This window comes from Halomonas citrativorans (assembly GCF_900163645.1).
Classification (GTDB): domain Bacteria; phylum Pseudomonadota; class Gammaproteobacteria; order Pseudomonadales; family Halomonadaceae; genus Vreelandella; species Vreelandella citrativorans.
In genome coordinates this window covers 441,591-461,815 of record NZ_FUKM01000057.1, presented here as the reverse complement: position 1 = coordinate 461,815, position 20,225 = coordinate 441,591, and the positions used below count along the sequence as shown (strand labels likewise).

General features: G+C 54.9%; 22 protein-coding genes and 1 riboswitch. Of the genes, 14 read left to right on the top strand and 8 right to left on the bottom strand.

Annotated features, from left to right (window positions below; translation table 11 throughout):
• Window positions 1–7: 7 nt before the first annotated feature.
• Genes glp (CZ787_RS16025) through CZ787_RS16015 form a run of 3 tightly spaced genes read right to left on the bottom strand, consistent with a single transcriptional unit; the run spans window position 8 to window position 2,055 of the window.
• Complete coding sequence (gene glp, locus CZ787_RS16025; RefSeq protein ID WP_087111016.1) at window positions 8–1,213, bottom strand: gephyrin-like molybdotransferase Glp; 1,206 nt, start codon at window positions 1,211–1,213, stop codon at window positions 8–10.
• Window positions 1,206–1,724, bottom strand: a complete 519-nt coding sequence (moaB, locus tag CZ787_RS16020) for a molybdenum cofactor biosynthesis protein B (RefSeq protein WP_087111014.1) — start codon at window positions 1,722–1,724, stop codon at window positions 1,206–1,208. Before moaB ends, glp (CZ787_RS16025) begins: the two co-directional genes overlap by 8 nt.
• Window positions 1,725–1,728: 4 nt before the next feature.
• The gene (locus CZ787_RS16015; RefSeq protein WP_087111012.1) at window positions 1,729–2,055 is read right to left on the bottom strand and encodes a DUF1244 domain-containing protein; all 327 of its coding nucleotides are present in this window, start codon (window positions 2,053–2,055) and stop codon (window positions 1,729–1,731) included.
• Between the two features lie 268 nt (window positions 2,056–2,323).
• Here CZ787_RS16015 and mobA point away from each other — a divergent pair, with 268 nt between their 5' ends.
• Genes mobA through CZ787_RS15995 form a run of 4 tightly spaced genes read left to right on the top strand, consistent with a single transcriptional unit; the run spans window position 2,324 to window position 6,194 of the window.
• Window positions 2,324–2,926: a molybdenum cofactor guanylyltransferase MobA gene (mobA, locus tag CZ787_RS16010; RefSeq protein WP_087111010.1), complete on the top strand. Its 603-nt coding sequence runs from the start codon at window positions 2,324–2,326 to the stop codon at window positions 2,924–2,926.
• Window positions 2,923–4,170, top strand: a complete 1,248-nt coding sequence (gene glp / locus CZ787_RS16005) for a gephyrin-like molybdotransferase Glp (RefSeq protein ID WP_087111008.1) — start codon at window positions 2,923–2,925, stop codon at window positions 4,168–4,170. Before mobA ends, glp (CZ787_RS16005) begins: the two co-directional genes overlap by 4 nt.
• Entirely contained in the window at window positions 4,167–5,159 is a 993-nt protein-coding gene (gene moaA, locus CZ787_RS16000) for a GTP 3',8-cyclase MoaA (protein ID WP_087111006.1), read from the top strand. The genes glp (CZ787_RS16005) and moaA overlap by 4 nt, the downstream gene beginning before the upstream one ends.
• A 3-nt stretch (window positions 5,160–5,162) precedes the next feature.
• Window positions 5,163–6,194, top strand: coding sequence for a CobW family GTP-binding protein (locus CZ787_RS15995; protein ID WP_087111004.1), 1,032 nt, complete (start codon window positions 5,163–5,165; stop codon window positions 6,192–6,194).
• Between the two features lie 2 nt (window positions 6,195–6,196).
• Here CZ787_RS15995 and CZ787_RS15990 read toward each other — a convergent pair whose 3' ends face one another.
• Window positions 6,197–9,289 (bottom strand): EAL domain-containing protein, encoded by a 3,093-nt coding sequence (locus CZ787_RS15990; RefSeq protein ID WP_087111002.1) that lies wholly within the window; start codon window positions 9,287–9,289, stop codon window positions 6,197–6,199.
• Between the two features lie 451 nt (window positions 9,290–9,740).
• On the opposite strand from CZ787_RS15990, the gene CZ787_RS15985 reads away from it, so the two are divergent.
• The 4 genes from CZ787_RS15985 (at window position 9,741) to CZ787_RS15970 (ending at window position 12,130) form a co-directional block, all read left to right on the top strand.
• Window positions 9,741–9,929 carry a YqaE/Pmp3 family membrane protein gene (locus CZ787_RS15985; RefSeq protein WP_087111000.1) on the top strand — a complete coding sequence of 63 codons (189 nt, stop codon included), beginning with the start codon at window positions 9,741–9,743 and terminating at the stop codon, window positions 9,927–9,929.
• A gap of 228 nt (window positions 9,930–10,157) precedes the next feature.
• Window positions 10,158–11,006, top strand: coding sequence for an ABC transporter substrate-binding protein (locus CZ787_RS15980; RefSeq protein ID WP_087110997.1), 849 nt, complete (start codon window positions 10,158–10,160; stop codon window positions 11,004–11,006).
• Between the two features lie 115 nt (window positions 11,007–11,121).
• The gene (locus tag CZ787_RS15975; RefSeq protein ID WP_254908635.1) at window positions 11,122–11,277 is read left to right on the top strand and encodes a hypothetical protein; all 156 of its coding nucleotides are present in this window, start codon (window positions 11,122–11,124) and stop codon (window positions 11,275–11,277) included.
• Window positions 11,278–11,356: 79 nt separating this feature from the next.
• A riboswitch (FMN riboswitch) is annotated at window positions 11,357–11,522 on the top strand.
• A gap of 110 nt (window positions 11,523–11,632) precedes the next feature.
• Entirely contained in the window at window positions 11,633–12,130 is a 498-nt protein-coding gene (locus tag CZ787_RS15970; protein WP_087110995.1) for a 6,7-dimethyl-8-ribityllumazine synthase, read from the top strand.
• 75 nt (window positions 12,131–12,205) lie between these two features.
• On the opposite strand, the gene CZ787_RS15965 is transcribed toward CZ787_RS15970, so the two are convergent.
• Window positions 12,206–12,664, bottom strand: coding sequence for a GNAT family N-acetyltransferase (locus tag CZ787_RS15965; protein WP_087110993.1), 459 nt, complete (start codon window positions 12,662–12,664; stop codon window positions 12,206–12,208).
• A gap of 93 nt (window positions 12,665–12,757) precedes the next feature.
• Between CZ787_RS15965 and CZ787_RS15960 the strand changes: the two genes are divergently transcribed.
• The 5 genes from CZ787_RS15960 to CZ787_RS15940 all read left to right on the top strand — a co-directional run bounded on the left by CZ787_RS15960 (window position 12,758) and on the right by CZ787_RS15940 (window position 16,956).
• Window positions 12,758–14,236: a PLP-dependent aminotransferase family protein gene (locus CZ787_RS15960; RefSeq protein ID WP_087110991.1), complete on the top strand. Its 1,479-nt coding sequence runs from the start codon at window positions 12,758–12,760 to the stop codon at window positions 14,234–14,236.
• A 37-nt stretch (window positions 14,237–14,273) separates the two neighbouring features.
• Window positions 14,274–14,882, top strand: a complete 609-nt coding sequence (locus tag CZ787_RS15955; protein ID WP_087110989.1) for a DNA-3-methyladenine glycosylase I — start codon at window positions 14,274–14,276, stop codon at window positions 14,880–14,882.
• 157 nt (window positions 14,883–15,039) lie between these two features.
• Window positions 15,040–15,789, top strand: coding sequence for a phosphatidylcholine synthase (gene pcsA / locus CZ787_RS15950; protein WP_087110987.1), 750 nt, complete (start codon window positions 15,040–15,042; stop codon window positions 15,787–15,789).
• A 31-nt stretch (window positions 15,790–15,820) separates the two neighbouring features.
• Window positions 15,821–16,513, top strand: a complete 693-nt coding sequence (locus tag CZ787_RS15945) for a uracil-DNA glycosylase family protein (RefSeq protein ID WP_087110985.1) — start codon at window positions 15,821–15,823, stop codon at window positions 16,511–16,513.
• Window positions 16,514–16,551: 38 nt separating this feature from the next.
• Window positions 16,552–16,956 (top strand): VOC family protein, encoded by a 405-nt coding sequence (locus tag CZ787_RS15940; RefSeq protein ID WP_087110983.1) that lies wholly within the window; start codon window positions 16,552–16,554, stop codon window positions 16,954–16,956.
• A 109-nt stretch (window positions 16,957–17,065) separates the two neighbouring features.
• Here the strand turns inward: CZ787_RS15940 and CZ787_RS15935 are convergent, their stop codons facing one another.
• The 3 genes from CZ787_RS15935 to CZ787_RS15925 are packed head-to-tail and all read right to left on the bottom strand — an operon-like array spanning window position 17,066 to window position 19,150.
• The gene (locus tag CZ787_RS15935) at window positions 17,066–18,253 is read right to left on the bottom strand and encodes an amidohydrolase (protein ID WP_087110981.1); all 1,188 of its coding nucleotides are present in this window, start codon (window positions 18,251–18,253) and stop codon (window positions 17,066–17,068) included.
• A 49-nt stretch (window positions 18,254–18,302) separates the two neighbouring features.
• The gene (locus CZ787_RS15930) at window positions 18,303–18,521 is read right to left on the bottom strand and encodes a hypothetical protein (protein WP_087110979.1); all 219 of its coding nucleotides are present in this window, start codon (window positions 18,519–18,521) and stop codon (window positions 18,303–18,305) included.
• The gene (locus tag CZ787_RS15925; RefSeq protein WP_087111286.1) at window positions 18,518–19,150 is read right to left on the bottom strand and encodes an ankyrin repeat domain-containing protein; all 633 of its coding nucleotides are present in this window, start codon (window positions 19,148–19,150) and stop codon (window positions 18,518–18,520) included. Before CZ787_RS15925 ends, CZ787_RS15930 begins: the two co-directional genes overlap by 4 nt.
• A 135-nt stretch (window positions 19,151–19,285) precedes the next feature.
• On the opposite strand from CZ787_RS15925, the gene CZ787_RS15920 reads away from it, so the two are divergent.
• Window positions 19,286–20,146, top strand: a complete 861-nt coding sequence (locus tag CZ787_RS15920; RefSeq protein ID WP_087110977.1) for a LysR family transcriptional regulator — start codon at window positions 19,286–19,288, stop codon at window positions 20,144–20,146.
• The last annotated feature ends 79 nt before the right edge of the window (window positions 20,147–20,225 follow it).

Genomic DNA, 20,225 nt, shown 5'->3' with positions numbered 1-20,225 from the left:
CGCCTGCTTACTCCACCAGCCATAAGCAGCTAACAGTATCGCCGGGCGTTACCTGATAATGGGGAGGAATAACCGCCAAGGCATCGGCCTCAATACACGACGACAATACGCCGGAATTCTGGTCAGCAAAGGCCTGGGCCGTTATACCGGAAGGTGAAAAATTAAGCGTTACGCGCATATAGTGCTGGCGCGGCCCGGTCGAGGTCCCAAAACTCGCCGTTGCTGTTAACGTTGGTAATGCTTTCAGTGCTGGGCAGGCCAACAACGCCCCCATGAGCGGGCGCAAAAATAGCCAGGCCCCCACAAACCCCGAAACCGGATTACCCGGCAGACCCACAAACCTTGCCTCACTGCCGTCAGCGCGAGGCAAGCGGCCTAGCGCCAAGGGCTTGCCTGGGCGTATGGCCAAGCGCCATAAATCCAGCTCGCCCAAAGCATCAAGCGCGGCCTTAACGTGGTCTTCTTCCCCAACACTGACACCGCCAGTGCTTACCACGACATCGGCGTCAGCGGCGGCCTGGGTTAATAGCGCCACCGTTTGAGCGTAGTCATCCGGCACACTAACGACCTGCACCACATCAGCGCCAAAGCGCTCAAGCAGGCGCTTTAACATGGGTCGGTTGGAATTATAAATTTGCCCCGGTGTCAGCGGCGTGCCGGGGTCGACGATTTCATCGCCGGTCGAGAGCAGGGCAACCTTAGGACGGCGGCGTACGCTCACCTGGGTAATGCCCTGCCCCGCTAAATGCCCCAGCGCGGCCGCTTCTAAGCGCAGCCCTTTGTTGAGCAAACAGTCGCCCAAACGCACATCCCGCCCTTGGCGGCGCACGTTGTCGTCAGGCGGAATATTGTCCGGTATCAAGGCCTTGCCTGCCTCAACGCTAACGCGCTCCTGCATGACGACGCAGTCCGCGCCTGCTGGCAACTCGCCACCGGTAAAGATGCGTGCACAGCTACCGGGTGCCAGCGGCGCTACCTGTGTTCCCGCCGCAATGCGCTGGCTGATGGGCAGCCACCGGCCCGCATCGCTTGTGCGCAACGCATAGCCATCCATCGCACTGTTATCAAAGGGCGGGACGTTCAGCGCTGCCATCACGTTGTCAGCCAGCACCCGCCCGCCAGCGGCGTCCAAGGCGGCTTCTTCCGCACTGACGGGACTCACGCCAGCCAGCAGCGCTTCAAGCGCGGCGCTTACTGGTTGCAAATCAGCCATGCTGACCTCGCCCGGGGATCACCAGGTTGGCAAAGTTGCACGGTTTGTGACGGCTATCGAGCTGCTCTTTCAAAATGCCTTCCCAGCCCGTACGGCAAGCGCCGGTTGAGCCTGGCAGGCAGAAGATGACCGTGGCATTCGCCAAGCCACCCAGGCAGCGGCTTTGAATGGTGGAACTGCCAATCTCCTCGCCACTTAGCTGACGAAAACGCTCGCCAAATCCTTCGATGTGCTTATCCAGCAGCACCGAAATGGCTTCCGGTGTGGAATCACGGCCGGTAAAGCCGGTGCCGCCGGTAGTAATAATCACCTGCACCCCGGCGTCGGCAATCCATTGGGCCACGATAGCGCGAATCTGGTAGATATCGTCAGCCACAATACGCTTATCGGCGAGCCGATGGCCGGCGGCGTTCAAACTCTCGACCAATTGCTGACCAGAGCGATCACTCTCTTCGGTACGCGTATCTGAAATCGTCAGTATGGCTATATTGAGGGCAACCATCGGCTCCATAATGCTACTCCTGATTGTTTTTCTTGGCTTGGCGAGCGTCCAACGCCGCCAACTGTTCAGGCGTTGCAGTGCCCTGATAGTGCGCTTTCCACTCGCTGTAGGGCATTTTGTAGACGTACTCGCGCGCGGCTTCGTAATCAAGCCGCTCACCTCGCTCTTCGGCTGCGCTCACCAGCCATTTGGAAAGGCAGTTACGGCAAAAGTCCGCCAGGATCATTAGGTCGATATTCTGTACGTCCTTGTTATCGTCCAGGTGGCTCAGCAAACGCCGAAAGGCAGCTGCCTCAAGCTCAGTGCGAGTAGCCTGATCAAACTCGTTAAAATCTGACATTAGCGTTTCCCTCATAAAAAGTGACTGTCGTGCAGCATACCAAAAGACACCGTCTATCGGTGCTGTTCACCCAGATAACGTAGGCAGGCGAACCCACTGATTGATATGGGTCATAGTGCTTATCATCAAGCACCTAACGTATAGACAAGCGCATAGACAAGCATGGCCCCTGGCCGCCATCATAGTGATAAGGGATCTACACTTGAAAATGGCAAGGCTGGTCGGCCAGGCTTGTTACTGCTCGCCCGTTGCTACAGGAGACATGCCTATGATCACGACCCAAGCATTAACCGGCATGGTGCTCGCTGGTGGTGAAGGCCGCCGCATGGGCGGGCGCGATAAGGGGCTGGAGCCCTTTGCTGGGCTACCTCTGTTTGCCCACACAGCGGCCAAGCTTGAAGGGCAGATTGCTGAACTGCTGATTAGCGCTAACCGTAACCTTGACGCCTACCGCCTGTTTGGGCGTGTGATCAGTGATGTGGAATCAGGCTTCCAAGGTCCTTTAATGGGCATTTATAGTGGGCTGCGCGCATCAAACACGCCGTGGCTATTGATAGCTCCTTGCGATACGCCGCATCTCCCGGATAACCTGGTCGCACAAATGCTGGCAGGCATACAAAGCGCCGATATCGCCGTGGCGTTTGATGGTCAGCATCTGCATCCTACGGTGGCCTTGATACGCACCGCACTGGCGGATGATCTTCAGGCGGCCTTGAAAAGCGGCGAGCGTAAAATTCAGCGCTGGTACGCACGTCATAATATGCGCCGTGTGGATATGTCCGACTGTCCCGACGCCTTCACCAATCTCAATACCGCCGAAGAGAAAAGCCGCTTGGAAGCGCAATGCCTATCCGCCAGGGAAGTACCATGACGCTCTCCTGCTTTGAGCTTGGCGACCAGATGCTGAGCGTGGAAGAAGCCCGCCAGGCGCTGACAACGCTTATTGAAAGACCGCTGGCCCATGAAGTAATCGATCTGCATCGCGCCCATGGCCGCCGCCTGGCGCACGATATTATGGCGCCGATCAACGTACCGCCCAGCACCAACGCCGCGATGGACGGAATTGCTCTCGCCTGGCCAGACACACAGTCATCCCAATGGCCGCTTATCGGTCATGCATTGGCAGGGCATGGTTTTCATGGCGCCGTGCCGCCAGACGCTTGCGTGCGGATTACCACGGGTGCCCCGCTACCGGAGGGCACCGATACGGTCATTATGCAGGAGCAGTTAACAACGCACGGCGAGCACCTCCACATCGCAAACCCTGAGCGCGTTAAGCGTGGCCAGAACGTACGCCTGGCCGGGGAAGATATTCTCAAGGGCAACCTGGCGCTTTCAAAAGGAACGCGTTTGGATGCCGCTAGTATGGGGCTACTTGCATCGCTCGGCGTGGCACAGGTTTGCGTGGCCCGGCCACCGACGGTTGCACTGTTTTCCACCGGCGATGAAGTGACAGCGCCTGGCGAGCCGCTGGAGAATGCCCGCATTTATGATGCCAACCGGTTTACCTTGATGGGTTTATTAACCGAACACGGCGCTGAGGTGATTGATCTGGGTATTCTTCCCGATGATCAGCAGGCGATACGTAAGGCGTTATCCCACGCTGCCCAAGTGAGCGACCTGGTGCTCACCAGCGGCGGTGTATCGGCGGGGCAAGCTGACTTTACACGGCCTGCCCTTGAACAACTGGGCCAACTAACGTTTTGGCGCGTTGCGTTACGCCCAGGGCGGCCACTGGCCTGCGGCTGGCTGGGAGAGTCGCGTACGCCCTTTGTGGGCTTGCCCGGCAACCCTGTCGCTGTCATGGTAACCTTTTCACAGTTTGTCGTGCCGTTGCTCCATCACTTGCAGGCATTCGCCATGACTCCGCCACCCAGGCTTTACGCTGTCGCGGATGAAGTGCTTAACAGCCGCTATCAGCGTACCGACTTTTTGCGCGGCATTTACCATAGCGATACGCAAGGTGTGCTCCACGTACGTACGACCGGTGCTCAAGGGTCTGGCATGTTAAGTTCGATGGTCGCGGCTAACTGTCTGATCGAGCTACCCGAAGACCAGGACGGTGCACAAGCTGGCGAGGTAGTCTGCATTCAACCACTTGTGAGATGGCCATGACTAAGCAACTAATAGATGACTTTGGTCGCCGAGTTAGCTATGTCCGCATCTCGGTGACCGACCGCTGTGACTTCCGCTGTGTGTACTGCATGAGCGAGGAAATGACGTTTCTTCCGCGTGCCCAAGTGCTGACCCTTGAAGAGATCAGCATGGTCGCCCAGGCCTTTACCGAACTGGGTGTTGAAAAAATTCGCCTGACCGGTGGTGAGCCCCTGGTGCGCCGGGACATAGAACAGCTGGTAGATGACATTGGCCAGTTGCCCGGGCTTAGCGATTTCACCATGACCACCAATGGCGCCAGCCTGCGTAAACATGCCCAAAGGCTTTATGCAGGTGGCCTGCGCCGTCTCAATATCAGCCTGGATTCACTGGACCCGGAGCGCTTTAAAAAGCTCACCCGCACCGGCGATTTAACACGCGTTATTGACGGCATCCATGCTGCAAAAGAGGCCGGATTTACCCGCATCAAGTTAAATGCGGTCATTTTAAAAGGTCGTAATGATGATGAGGTGCTGGACCTTGTCGACTTTGCGCGTGACGAAGGGCTGGATATCAGCTTTATTGAAGAGATGCCTCTGGGCGATGTGTCCGATCACTCACGCGCAGAAACCTTCTACTCAAGTGATGATGTACAGGCCCTGATTGAAAAGCGCTATACGCTAACCCCGACCACCGAAACCACGCCAGGCCCGTCGCGCTACTTTAGAATGGCCGACAGTGAAAGCCGGGTTGGCTTTATATCGCCGCACAGCCACAACTTCTGCGACACCTGTAATCGCGTGCGGGTCACGGTAGAAGGCCGTTTATTGCTCTGTTTGGGTAACGAACATTCGGTCGACTTGCGCGCCGTGCTGCGCCGCTATCCCGGTGATATGCCGCGCCTTAAAGAGGCGATTGTGAATGCACTACCGCTCAAACCAGAGCGGCACCATTTCACGACCGACGGCGACATTCAGGTTGTTCGCTTTATGAATATGACAGGGGGTTAACTCGTGGCAGCGTTGGCAAAAGTGCCGGTTCATATCATCACCGGCTTTTTGGGAAGTGGTAAAACCACCCTCATTCACCGTCTGATTGAACAAAAGCCTGCGCATGAAACGTGGGCCATTTTAGTGAATGAGTTCGGTCAAATTGGTATCGACCAGGCGATGTTTGAGCAACGTGACGATATCGTTATTAAAGGCTTGCCTGGCGGCTGTTTGTGCTGCCAGCTCGCCTTTGTGATGCAGGCAGCGCTTATTAACCTGCTGGCACGCAGTAAGCCAGACCGCGTGATTATTGAACCCTCTGGACTTGGCCACCCCGCCGGTTTACTGGACCTGCTGCGCGGCGAGGCCTTTCACGATGTCGTTGATGTACGCGATATTATTGCCACGCTGGACCCACGCCGTCTGGATGATCCGCGTGCGCTCAATCATGAAACGTTTCAGGATCAGTTGGCGATCGCCGATGCGGTAGCCATCACCTTATGGGACCAGGCCACCGATCAACAGCAGCAGGCAGCGCAGCAATTTGCCAATGCCTTATGGCCGCCGCGTAAATGGGTCGAGCCGGTTACCAATGGCGAACTGGCACTTGAACGATTAACGCACAGTGGCCAAAGCCCTGCCCACGACCTGGCCGTTCCGGAAGCACACCGCACATTAACCGCGCCCCCTGGTTTGGAGGGCGGATTTTTTGACTTTCCGCCAGCCAAAGGCGCACCACAGCAGGAAACCGGTGTGGCACTGGGCTACGTGAGCCTAGGATTACGCTGGCACCCTGACGAGCACTTTGACCTGGACAGCCTGGCGCAATGTTTAGGTGAATTACCCCGTGATGCCCGTATTAAAGGCGTGTTTCATACTACCAGCGGCTGGCAGCAGCTTAACCGCGCTGATGGTGCGCTAAACGTAGAAAGTAGCGCCTGGCGACAGGACTCACGGCTGGAAATCATTATCCCTGAAGCGCTGGCGAGTACGGTGCCGGATATAACGGCACTTGCGTCAATGCTCTCCCCCGCGCCATTTCATCAAAACGGCTGACCTCAAGAAACATCAAGCTCCGCTTCCAACGCGCCGATGGTGACCGGACGCCCAAACAGATAACCTTGATAGGCGTGGCAGCCATGGGCGAATAACCACGCCTGCTGCGCCTGCGTTTCGACTCCCTCGGCAATCACCTCCAGGTTCAGGCTTTTTGCCAGCGCAATGGTACTCTCGACAATCGCCGCATTCGCGCTACTGGTCAGCACCTGGCGCACAAAACTCTGGTCTATTTTCAGCTGGTCCAAGGGTAGCTGGGCCAGGTAGGCAAGGGATGAATAACCGGTACCAAAATCATCCAGTGAGAGGCGAACACCCAGCGCTTTTAGGAACAACATTTTATCGCGTGCGCTGTCGTGAGCATCCACAAACAGCGACTCTGTCACTTCAAGCTTTAAGCGGTCAAGCGGTGCTTGGGTACGTTCAAAGATAGCCGTGATACGCGGTATAAACTCAGCATCGTGAAACTGCAGGGGGCTAATATTTACCGACATCGTCAAGTGGCAGAACCGGTCATGCTGTGCCCAGCTCGCCAACTGGTAGCAGGCTTTCTCCAGCACCCATGCACCTACTTCAATAATCAGGCCGGTACTCTCTAACAGCGGTATAAAGTCCCCGGGAGATACAAGACCCCGCTCGGGATGCTGCCAGCGCAAAAGCGCCTCGACCCCGGTCGTCTTTCCATTTACTTCCACCTGGGGCTGGTAATAAAGCTGCCACTGGTCAAGCGCCTGTGCCTGCCGCAAATCACGTTCCAGATGCGTTGAGGCTAACAGCGTTGCCTGCATATCGGGGTCAAAAAAGCACAGCGTGTCACGGCCTCTCGCCTTGGCTTGAAATAGCGCCATATCCGCCTGCTGAAGATACTCATTTTGCTCGTCGGTCGAATAGTTCAGGAGGGTGATACCGATGCTGGCCGTCACGCTGACCGAGTGCTCAATGAGTGAACTGGTACGGCGTATGGCAACCATCAACTTATGGGCGATGAGTTCAGCCAACTGAGCCGCTTTAGTCGCATCGGTATCCAACGACTGAATGAGTATAGCGAACTCATCACCGCCTAAACGTGCCAAGGTATCGCTTTCCCGCAGCTGTTGATGAAGCAGACGCGCAACGCCCTGAAGCAAGCGGTCACCAATAGGGTGCCCAAACACATCGTTAACCTGTTTGAAATGATCGATATCGATCAGCAGAAGCGCACCATAAGAGCGATGTCGGCGCGCCTCTTTAAGCGCTGCGCCCAAGCGGTCCATAAAGAGACGGCGATTCGCCAGCCCCGTCACCGAATCATAAAACGCCAGTTGGTGGATTTCCTGTTCAGCGGCTTTGCGTTCGCTAATATCGACAACGGTGGCCACGTAATGGGTTAGCTGCTGGTCAGCATTACGGATTGAGCTAATAACGACCCACTCGGGAAAGATATCGCCGTTCTTGCGCTGGTTCCAAACTTCGCCTTCCCAGCGGCCCTGCTGTTTGACGCTGCGCCATAAACGGCGATAGAAACCAGGATCGTGGCGGTTCGAATTAAACATCTTTGCGTCACGGCCAATCACTTCGGCTTCGCTATAGCCGGTAATCTGAGTAAACATGGGATTGGCTTTCAGTATTTTCCCTTCGGCATCCGCGATGATGATGCCCAGGTGTGCCTGAAAAGCGGCGGCCGCGATATTAAGCTCCGCTTCACTCTGTTTGGCTTCGGTAATATCGCGCGCGACCAGTAACGTGCCGGAAAAGCGGCCATCAGGATGCACCAGGGGGCTTGCTACGGTCTGAAAAAAGTGTTCTCCCCTGGGCACCCTCAACTGATATTCAAGCGTAACTGCTTGGCGATGCTGCCTTACCTGCTCAAAGACAGTATCAAAGCGCTTGGATAAACCAGGGGGCATTACCTCGTTATAATGTTTACCTAACAGACTATCTTTGCCTTTCAGCAACATTCCTTCATCCAGGGCATGCATATAGGTCATTTGATTGTTTTGGTCGAAAACGATGATCAAATCCTGGATAGAGTTAATAAGCGTTCTGAGCTGGGCTTCTCCTGTCTGGGCCTGGGTACGCGCCTGATCAAGCTCTTTAAGGCGATGTTGTAATAACTGGGCTAACCTTATCCGCTTAAGGTAATGACGAACTCCCCATGCGCCCAACAAAACAATAGCGATAAAGATACCGATGGTAATCCCGGCGCGCTGACGCCACCCCGCTAACACCTCATCCAAATCCATACCGACAGCCACCCATATCGGATAGTTTTCGATGCGCTGTACCCAAAAAATTCGCTCACGTTGATCCAGAGAAGACCACATCACGTCCGACCACGGGGTCTGGCCGCTGTCCAGAACGCGTTGTACGGTCACTCCCTCCACTTGTCCCCCGGTTTGCGTGCGCTCGTCACCAGGATTGCGGGCGATTAATTTAAGCGTGGCGTCTACCAGGGCGATGCTTTCACCCTGGCGAATCTGCATTTGGTTAACCATGTCGGCAAATGCTTGTGATGCCACACGTGCTGATGCCATGCCCGCAAAGGCACCTGATGAATCTGTCAGACGTAACGCGTGTATCAGAGAGTAGGTTTGTTCCTCACTGGACCAGTAAAGCGGCGTAACGATGTCCTCCATGGGATAGTCAGGGTCGCTCAAGACTTTATAAAAATCCTGGTCACTAAAATCCGCTCCCTGATAGTGGTTATCTCCACTACTGGCAATCATGATTCCTTGGCTATCCAACAGAACCACTCGTTGAACCAAGGGGGCATAGCGATGACGATCGCTTAACATCCGAGACATTTGCGTGGCGCTGACCACATCAGGCATGTTCTGAAGGTCAGCGACACTGACCAGCACGTGGTACGTTTGAGAGAAGATGCTTTCTACCCACTCCCCAATCAGGCTGGCACGCGCATCGCTCTGCGCCTCAGCAGAGGCTATCTCCTGTTCACGCTGCTCCTTTAAAAACCAGCCGAACAGGCTGAACAGCAGCAGTAAAGCAATAACGTATAACGCGTAGACATTGCGACGTTGGTGGCGAAAGGCGTTATCGGCATGCTTTTCGCTCTCTTTGTTCTGATCCTTTCTCATCAATATATCTACAACAGGCATAGCGCATCGTCCTTGGCCAGAAAATAAAAGAGAACGCATAAATTGATGTGACGATGTACTACGTAAACGTCGTCAGCATTACTCTTTATCCTGCCAACAGTTAGATAGAATAACGGTAAACAATTTATTCATTCCATCAATTTAGAATGCCTTAGTAGCGCGATTTATCGTATTACAAACATAAACCGCTTTTCACTGGTGCATGGAGTCAGCAGATAAAAATATTACGCTCAATTTCACACAACTATTCTCACGATTACCTGGCTTTATTACCGCTGTGTGCCAAGGGAAAACGGCATTTCCAGGCTTTGTACGAAAACTGCTTCAATCAATCAGCGGCAGGTTAATGCTGGCAACGGTGATGTAATGAATATGCGTAGCGTCAGCCAATCTGCAATAATACGCCATCGGTTACCTAACCTTTCGCTGTTTGGATCAAGGAGAGAATGACATGCGTCTGTTACTCGCCCTACTACTGCCGTGGCTTCAGTTCTTTACGATCGGCCGTCCGTTTGCCGGGCTTATCTGCCTGATACTCCAGATTACTATCATTGGCTGGATACCCGCAGCGATCTGGTCTGTCTATGCTTTGAGCCAATATCAAACCGATAAGAAGATTCGTAACGCTTCCGGCAGATAGTCGTCCTGCCAAGCACCTTAACTACCCCGCCCAGAAGGCGGGGTAGTTCTTTATGGCACCCACACACGCGCTACCCTTTCTCTCCTGACAATTCCAAACCTCGAAAGTCCCCCTCAAAACGAAAAAATGCAACGTCCTGTTCCATAACGGGGTAACGACAGCGCATCATTTTTTTGCCAATATGAGAAGAAATCTCATATAAAACTTTTTCTCATAAAAGGAATACCCATGAAGCCCACGATTCTCGTCACGACACTGCTTGTCACAGCGGTTAGCTCCGTTGCTCATGCCCAGGAACGTATTGCCACCTTTGATTTAGGCAGCCTGGACACACTGGATGCGCTGGGTGTTAGTGACCAAATCGTGGGTATTCCCAAACAGATTCTGCCCGACTACCTGTCAACCTATAACGATGACGCTTATACCGACCTTGGCGGGTTACGCTCTCCTGACCTTGAAGCCATCGCCGAAAGCGAGCCCAGCCTTATCCTTTACACCGGCCGTCAAGGTGAGTGGGAATCTGAGTTCGAAGAGATCGCCCCGGTGCTCAATACCAGCCTACAAGGCGATGATTACCTGGTAGTCTTTGACGACAACGTGCGACAGCTAGCCAGTCATGTCGGTGTTGAAGAGCGTGCTGAAGAGGCACTAAAAGAGCTGCATGCCGATATTGAAAGCCACCGCCAAGCGCTGGATGAAGCGTTGCGCGTACTGGTAGTTACCTCCAACGACGGCAACCTGGGGTTGAACACCCATCCGGTCGTACACGACGTACTGGGTATCAAAACGTTAGAAATGCCGGATAGCGTTACCAGCATAACGCGCGGTAGCCGCACCTTTACGCCGCTGACGATGGACGCCATTGGTGAGATCCAACCCGACGTATTGCTGGTGGTTGACCGCAGCGCCGCCATTGGTAACGACGCCGCTGATACCAATGCGCTAGAGCGAGCGCTAGCAGACGCGGGCACGCCGGATACACGCCTGGTCGTACTTACCCCGGCCCTTTGGTACTTATCAGGCGGTGGCCTGCAGAGTCTGAAACTGCAAATTGATGAGGTAGTTGAAGCACTGTAAGCGTCTACCACGATGCTTGACCAAGCCCCCGTGTCGCTATCGACCGGGGGTTTTTCATTTGGTGTCAACGCCTAATGTATAAAATGGAGTTCACCAGTCACCCGATAGGCGGCGTATGTCCGTTGGTTTGGCGACCAACGTGCCCGTTTATTGTGATGAGTCGCTTTTGGCGTATAACGAAGTACTGCCCGCCGCAGGCTCCTCCAATAGTGCCGTGCGCCTTTGTCCCAAACGGCTCGCCGAACTGTTAAATGCTGACTGGGTCGATTAAGCAGCGCTCTCGATAAGGTTTTACTTGGCCTCTAGCTGCGCATTCACAATCGGCGTAAGATAGGTAGGCTGCTATGCAGCAATGTTCTCAGGGCGGGGTGAAAGTCCCCACCGGCGGTGATGGTACCTTTCCTAACGAAAGCGGCCTAAGCCCGCGAGCGCTCTCACTGGTCTGCCCGTGAGAGGTCAGCAGATTCGGTGAGAAACCGAAGCCGACGGTGATAGTCCGGATGAAAGAGAACGGTATCCACTCAACGGCGTTATTCCACGGTGAAAGCCCCTTGGAGGCGTACGTTATGCCTATTGGCGGATGCCGAATGCCCTGATTCTGGTAACACTTATCCAAGAGAATGACCATGAATCAGACCTTTCCTTTAACACTCTCCTCACATACCACGTCCCAGCGCATTGCGTTTATCCAGGGCCATTGGCACAACGATATCGTCGGCCAGGCCTACCAGGCATTTATTGAGGAAGTGGAGCGCAACGGTTTATCTGCAGACCAGGTGGATACATTTACCGTTTCAGGCGCCTATGAAATTCCGCTGCAAGCCAAGGTACTGGCCGAAAGCGGCCGCTATGGCGCGATTGTCGGTGCTGGCTTTGTGGTAGATGGCGGCATCTATCGCCACGACTTCGTCGCCCATGCGGTGATCGACGGCATGATGCGCGTTCAGCTTGATACCCAAGTGCCGGTGATTTCGGTGGTGCTCACGCCGCACCATTTCCACGAGCACAGCACTCATCACGACTTCTACTTCCAGCACTTCCTGGCCAAAGGTAAGGAAGCCGCCAGTGCGTGTCTGAACACCATGGAAAACCTGCACCGCGCACGCAAACTTAGCGACGCGTGATCGTTATCCTGGCCCGGCGAATGCCGGGCCAGGAGCCCCATCAGCGAACATGATTCTCTGCTTGATTCTCCTACTCTACTCACGCTGGTTCACATCCAGCAGATAGCTATAAAACGCCGTATTGCGCTGCCAGCCAAGTGCTTCATACAGACGCTGCGCGCGCTTGTTCTCCACCTGCGTCATCAATACCAGCCTTGTAACACCGTGGTCTTGGGCCAAATCGGCGGCAGCGCTCATTAGCGCCCGGCCTACGCCTTGGCTGCGATACTCAGGCAGCACGTAAAGATCGTTCAACGTCCACCGTGCACTCATGCCTACCGTAGATAAACCGGGAAAAAGCTGCACAAACCCGCTGATTTTTCCCTGCGCCTCTTCACTCACTAGAATGAACGAGTCGCCCAACCCAAAGCGTTGGCTTAAAAAGTAGCGAGCGCCCTTTAGGTCGCTTTGTTGCTGATAAAACTGGCGATAGTCATCCAGCAGTACGCTAAGCGCGTCCAAGTCATCAAGTACGGCAGCCCGAACGTTATTCACAGTGGCGCTCCTTAAAAAGAGGTGGGAATAGGCAAGTCTCTCGTTATAGTGGCTCTTGGTGAAGAACCAGTTTATTAAATAGCGAGGGAACCAGTGAAGCAGCGAACGCCGTCGAGTGAATGGCTTATTGATGCCTTGGCGCTACAGATGGGTACCCAAGGAACAACTACGCTGGTACATCAGCTTTACAGCGCGTTGCGCCGCTGGATTCAACACGGCGAACTGGCCGCCGGGAGTCATTTGCCCTCTTCACGGCACCTGGCTCACGGCTTGGGTATCAGCCGTAATACCGTGCTGGCGGCGATGGATCGGCTGTTAGCCGAGGGGTTGATCATCTCTCGGCGAGGCGCAGGGATGTACGTGGCCAACCTGCCTAATCTACCGGCTCCACCCAAGCCACTTTTGGAAGCGGCGTTTAGCTACTCAACACGCGGGCAGGCGCTGATTGGCCGCTGCGGTACGCTAAGCCAACACTATCAAGCGTTTGCGCCGGGCGTGCCGGGGCTGGATCTGTTCCCCCATGCTCAGTGGCAGCGCCTGTTAAGGCGCCACTATCGCCAGGCCGATACGGCATGGCTTTCCTATCAAACGCATGGCGGCTTGCCCGCGCTTAAAGAGGCATTGGGTGATTACCTGACGCTTTCCCGCGCAGTGCGTTGTCGCCCTGAGCAGATTGTGATCACGCAAGGCGCGCAGCAGGCGTTCGAACTGGTGGCCCAGTTGCTGACCGATAGCGGCGACTCAGTGTGGATGGAAGAGCCCGGCTACGGCGGCGCACAAACCTGCTTTTTGGCAGCGGGACTGAACATTATCCCTGTGCCGGTCGATGAGGACGGGCTGAACCCGGTGTGTTGTCCGGCTAATACGCCTTCGCCGCGCTTGATCTACGTGACGCCCTCCCATCAATACCCGAGTGGCGTTACCATGCCGGTTCCACGACGTTTGGCCTTACTGGAATACGCAGCCAGGCACGGCGCCTGGGTCATTGAGGATGACTACGACAGCGAGTTTCGCTACGACACACCGCCCACGCCGTCGCTTCAAGGTTTATCGGAACAGGCATCCGTCATCTATATCGGCACGTTCAGCAAGGTGCTCTACCCGGGCCTTAGGCTGGGTTATATCGTGCTGCCCGAGGCGTTGACCGATACGTTCCGGTTGGCTCACGCCCGCCTGCACCGCGAAGGCAACTATCCCATTCAGTCGGCGCTTGCTGAGTTCATTGCCAAAGGTGACTTTTCACGCCATATCGCCCGAATGCGCATTGGCTATCGTCAGCGTCAAGCCTGCCTGCGCCGTGCGCTGGCTCCTGCTACCGAAGCTGGTTTAAAGCTCTCCTCCGGCCATGCAGGGATGCATCTGGTCGCCGAGTTGGATACTTTAAATCAGGAAGCGCGCTTGGTTGAACTGGCCCAACAGGCACACATTACGCTCTCCCCGCTATCTCGGTACTATCTGGGGCAGCCCCAGCGCGCAGGCCTTGTGCTGGGCTATGCGGGTGCGACGGAGGATGAGCTACTACGTGCGGGCCGCTGGCTCAGCCACGCATGGCTAAATCTAACATCGTTATAAATCCTGACATTTTTATAACTAAAACAGGGGAATCACTATGGCGAACGAATTTATCGCCCCCGATGGCCAATCGCGCTGCTACTGGTGCGGCGGTGCACCGGAGTTTCTGCCCTACCACGATAATGAGTGGGGCTTTCCCGTTGATAACGATCAGCGCCTGTTTGAAAAGCTCTGCCTGGAAAGCTTTCAGTCGGGCTTAAGCTGGCGGACGATTCTCAACAAGCGCGAGAACTTTCGCGCGGCCTTTCACCACTTCGATTTTCATCAGGTCGCGTGTTTTGATGAGCGTGATGTGCAGCGCTTACTGCAAGACGCGGGCATTATTCGCCATCGCGGCAAAATTGAGGCGGCGGTCAACAACGCGCAACGGGCACAGGAATTAGTTGTACAGGAAGGTTCGCTGGCAGCGTTTTTCTGGCGCTTCGAGCCTACGCATGATGCGTTAAAAGCGCCGCAAACCCAGACCGTGTCGCCTGAATCCATCGCTCTCTCCAAAGCATTAAAGAAGCGCGGCTGGACGTTTATTGGCCCCACAACGGCCTTTGCGTTGATGCAGGCGATGGGGCTAATCAATGATCACTCGCTGACCTGCGTAACACGTGAGCGCGCAGAGCAGGCGCGCTTTCAGTTCCAGCGGCCCGTTTAAGGCTTCTACATACGTTAGGACTCCGACAATCGCCTGGCGGACGGCGCCAGAAACGGCCATGCTTAGAGCAGTTCAACGGCCTGCGTATTCTCGGTGTGCCTTCTTGTAGTAGTGTATTGACTGACACGCTTATCTATACACCAAACAGCAGCAGAACATGACGTTCTCAACGGGGTTTAATGTGGTTCAACCGCTCTCTTCGCAAGCAGATTCCCACGCATCGCGATGCAAAGCATGGAGCGTACATGCACTTACTGCTAGCGGCGTACTGCTGGGCGTCATGGCGCTATTGGCCCTGATCGACGATAACCCGGTGGCTTGTCTGCTCTGGCTGGGGGCGGCGATGATGGTAGATGGCTTCGACGGCACGTTGGCGCGTAAGTATGAAGTGAAGACCATCCTGCCGCACTTCGATGGCTCAACGCTGGATATGGTCATTGATTATCTCACTTGGGCGTTTATTCCCGCCCTGTTTATCTACTACTTTATCGATTTGCCGACCGGTTTTTCACTGCTGGCGGTGTTTATTATCCTGCTTTCGTCGATGTTCTGTTTCTGCAACACCAATATGAAAAGCCAGGATAACTATTTTGTTGGCTTTCCGGCCGCCTGGAATATCGCTGCAGCCTATTTCTATATTCTCGACTTCCCGCCTTGGCTTACCTTTGCCGCCATCATCGTCCTGGCCATTCTCACCGTCACTCGCATGAAGTTCCTGCACCCCTTCCGGGTGCGCAAATTTATGCCGCTTAATATCGCCGTTACGTTGTTGTGGTGCCTCTGTGCAACGCTTCTTATCCTCCCAAGCACTGAGCATGCTGTTTGGGCACTATGGGGATGGGGCGTCGCCTCGGTCTACTTTTTTGGCATGTGCTTATGGCGGACAGCCCAAGAGTGGTTCGTCTGAACCCGACATTGGTTAACAAAGAGGTAGAACGATGTCACTAACGCCAACTCAGGAGAAGAAATTCAGAGCCTTGGCGGCAGACATCGAAGGGATTGATGTCGAGGTCTACGAACGTTTTGAACGCGATCCATTGGCGCCGATCATCGGCCTTGGCAAGCCGAACCTGCGCATCGGCTTTTTTGGCCGCGACCCAGGCCGCGACGAGGTGCGTCACGGCGAGCCGTTTATCGGTGCTGGTGGCCAGTTGGTCAGAAAAGCGCTTTATGAGCAGCTTTACGGCGAGACGATGCCGGACTTTACAGCATCAAAAGCCGTGGGCGAGCACTTTTTCTGGATCAATACCGTGCCCTACAAGCCCGTAGGCAACAAGGCGTGGTCGATGAAGGTTAAACGTCACTTTCACGGTTTAATGAACGAAGTGCTGATATCGCGCTGGGAAGGACGAACGCTGATTACGCTGGGGCGTGAAGCTTTCCTGTGGTTCGGTATTGGCCGTTCAAAAGAGGAACGCGACAGGCTGGAAGCCTTCTGGAAGCAAGAGGACCGCTTTGAAAGTAGCATCGAGGTGACACTAGAAGATGACAAGGGCGCAGCGCAAACCTTTACACTCTACCCGCTGCCGCACCCCTCCCCGCTCAATCAGACCTGGTATGCACGCTTTCCAGGGCTATTGAAACAGCGTCTGGAGCAGTTAGAGGTACGTAAGGACAATCTGACCCTGTGACAGCGGCCTATTTAAAACAACGTCTAAAGGGCACCGCTATGAAACCCAAGATCAGCCTGATTACCCTCGGCGTGCATGACCTGAAGCGCGCCATCCAGTTCTATCGGGACGGCCTGGAGTTGCCAGAACATGAGACAGACAGCGATGAGGTGGCCTTTTTCAAAATGGAAGGCGCTTGGCTATCGCTGTTTCCCAGAGCATCATTGGCTAACGACATTGGCATTGCCGATGACTCAAAAGGTGGTTTCAGCGGTATCACGCTGGCCCACAACGTCGCCAGCCAAGAGGCCGTTGATCAAGTGCTTCAACAAGCAGTTGTCGCAGGCGCCGAGCTAATCAAACCAGCAGAAGAGGTATTCTGGGGCGGTTATTCCGGTTATTTTCGCGACCAGGAAGGCCACTACTGGGAAGTCGCCTACAACCCCTTTATGGATCTGACGTAAGTCACTAGCCAAGAGGTTCATCCCCGCGCCTGCGGGGAGTGGATAAAAGATAAATTCAACATTATTGTCCTTATCTTGAGTTTTCGCACGGGCAAACTCGTGTGCCATTTCAAAGCAATCGCGAGCGAATCGACGGGCGAGTTGGTTGAACAATTTTGCCGTGTTGGACCAGCAGTCGCTCCGAGGGCGGTGATGCTACAGCGGCTGCAGCATTGAGTGCGTCCACAATCACGAAACTCGCCTCGTCACCGATCGCGAATCCCGGTAGCGCACGACCAATCGCCCTTGCGGAGTCCACCGAGATCATGTCAAGAGCGACACCCAGTTGTTCGTCGGTATAAAGACCGGAGCGGTAGCCGATCAGCATCGCGCGTTCAAGCAAATCACCATTGCCGTAAGGCCACCACGCATCGCGAATATTATCATTGCCCGCGAATACATGAACGCCTTCCGCGCGTAGTACATCAATCGGTGGGAAGGGATGATCTCCCGGCGCATTGGTTAGTATAGACACGCCCGCTTCGGCGAGGATCGCCGACACACGACGTGCCTCATCACGGCTCACATCGCCAAGTGCGTAAGCATGGCTAATGGTAACGAGGCCCGACATACCGGCTGCTGCCGCTCGTGCGGCAATACGCTCAATCTGCTTGATACCGCCTGCGCCGTGCTCATGCAAGTGGATGTCGATTTTCGCACCGTGGCGCTCGGCCGTGCCAAACACCACATCAAGATGCGCATCTGCATCACCGTCAAACTCGGTAGGATCAAGCCCGCCTACCACTGTCGCGCCTTCACGCATGGCGGCATCGAGCAGATCCGCTGTACCGGGACTAGACACAATGCCAGCCTGCGGAAAAGCAACGAGTTCTACGTCGACCCGGCCCTTCCACATCTCGCAGGCAGCAACGACGGCATTCAGATTATCGAGTCCGAGCACTGGGTCGATATCAACGTGACTGCGCATTGCTACCGTGCCAAAAGAGTGAGCCTGCGCGAGCAGTGCCTCAGCGCGTTCAACAACCGGCAATGCGCTGGATAGAAGGCGCTTTTCAACGTCAAGCCGCTCACGAAGGGAGCCAACCGGACGATGAGGAAACCAACCGTCGCCAACAAAGCTCTTATCTAGATGAATATGGCCCTCCACAAAAACGGGAAGGACAGTCAGTCCATCAAGATCGATTTTTTTGGCGTCGGTTGAGACAGTATCGATAGGAACGAAGCACCCATCGCGCGTGGCGAGATCACTTTTGTTGCCATCAGGGGTCAAAGCGTTGGCGTAAATGCATTCATTCATATCAGTGTGTTTCCAATTCTGGTTTTGGAGTCATACGACTAAGCTCTGCTCAGGAGGAACTGCTCGTGCCTCCGATAGAATCAGGACAGTGCCATTTTCCTCGAAGAGGTAAATCAACGATCCAATCGATAAAATGCCAAGTGGCTGCGACAGCTCGGCTGATCACTTTGCCATCCGTGACCAGCACGGCACCGAATGGACGCCCTCCATTGGCAACATTCTTGTGGGCAAGATTGATCGCCTCGTCCAGATACGCCTTGTCATTCATTTCGCACCCGCCTGTTCTAGCAAACCAGCGATGTCAGCATATCCGCGTTGTCGCGCATGTTTCAGCGGCGTGATCCCTTCCCTATCAGCCAGGTTCACGTCCGCGTTGGCGTCGACCAGCAGCCCCACAATCTCTCCGTATCGCGGTCCGCCATCGCCGAGGATGATAGCCTCCAGCAACGCCGTCCAGCCGAGGTTGTTGACATGATCAATATCCGTGCCGGCCTCTATTAGGGTTCGAACAGTCTCCACATGCCCCCGTTCCGCCGCAGGAATCAGCGCCGTACCTCCATAGCGGTTGACACTCGCCAAATCAGCGCCATGGGATAGCGTCATCTGCAGTATTTCCAGATGTCCGCGCGCGCCCGCATAGAGGTAGGGGCTATCTTCGATGTCGTCTTTAGCGTTCACATCAGCCCCGGCGCTAATAAGTAGACGAGCGGTCTCAACTCGGTTCGCATGGGTTGCAGCGAGTAATGCTGTCCGCCCACGACTATCCCGCGCGTCGAGCGGTATATCGCTGGCGATCATTTCTCGAACACCAGCGATATCATCGTTTTCAGCAGCGGAGATCAGCAAAGGATTAGCCTGAGCGACAGGGACTCCGCCAAAAGCAACGGAATCAATCATGGTTATACATCCTACGAGGAGAGTGAAGGCGAAAGTGGCCTGTAAGCGGCTGCGCATAAAAGTCCCTTCTTGCTGATAAAAATCATAGACAAAAATATAGTGGACAAAAAAGTCATTTGGAAATTAAATATCTGAATGAAAACCAGTGACAAATCGAATAAGCCGTTCAACTCCGACCTGTTGCGCAGTTTCGTGGCGGTGGTCGACACGCGCAGCTTTACAGCCGCAGCACGGCAATTGAACTCGACTCAATCAACGGTCAGCCAGAAGATAATGAGGCTGGAAGAGGTGGCAGGCGGGCTTTTGATTGATCGCGGACGCAATAGCATCACACCCACCGAGGCGGGCGAGCGACTGCTGGGTTATGCACGTCGTATCCTGGCACTGAACGCGGAAGCTGCCGCCGTCGTGTCTGGAGTAGCGCGTCATATTACCCTTCGGCTCGGTCTGCCCGAGGATTTCGCTTCGGGCCGGGTGACACAAGTACTTGCGGCGCTTGTCCGGCAGCATCCGAACTTGAAGCTGGAAGTTACCAGTGGTCTGAGCCGCAATCTATACGGTGCCTATAATCGAGGGGAGCTGGATCTAGTTCTGGTCAAACAGCATCGCGGCGAGGCCCGCGGAGTAATGCATTGGCCCGAGCCGCTGTCCTGGTATCAAAGCAAAAATCATGCGCTGGCCGATTGCGACCCGCTGCCGCTTGTTGCCTTTCCTTCGGATGGATTGTATCGCGCCCAAATGATTACTGCCCTCGATAACGTCAGGCGCGGATGGCATCTTGTTTACACGAGTTCCAGCCTCGCCGGCCTGCTGAGCGCGGTCAATGCCGGTCTCGGGATTAGTCTTCTTCCAAGGCGCGTGGTCAATTCTGGCATGCAAGAAGTTCCGACCTTGCCTGCTGTTGACGCCATGGAAATCGCAATCCACCAAGCGGACCAGGACAGTCCTTTCGTATCCGAGATCATTCAGATACTTGCGGATGAGGTTGAGCGATAGGCCTCTTAGGGATGGTGGTGCCATCGGACGTCGACAATATAGAAGACTCATTCATCTGAACTGACCCCAAAAACCTGGA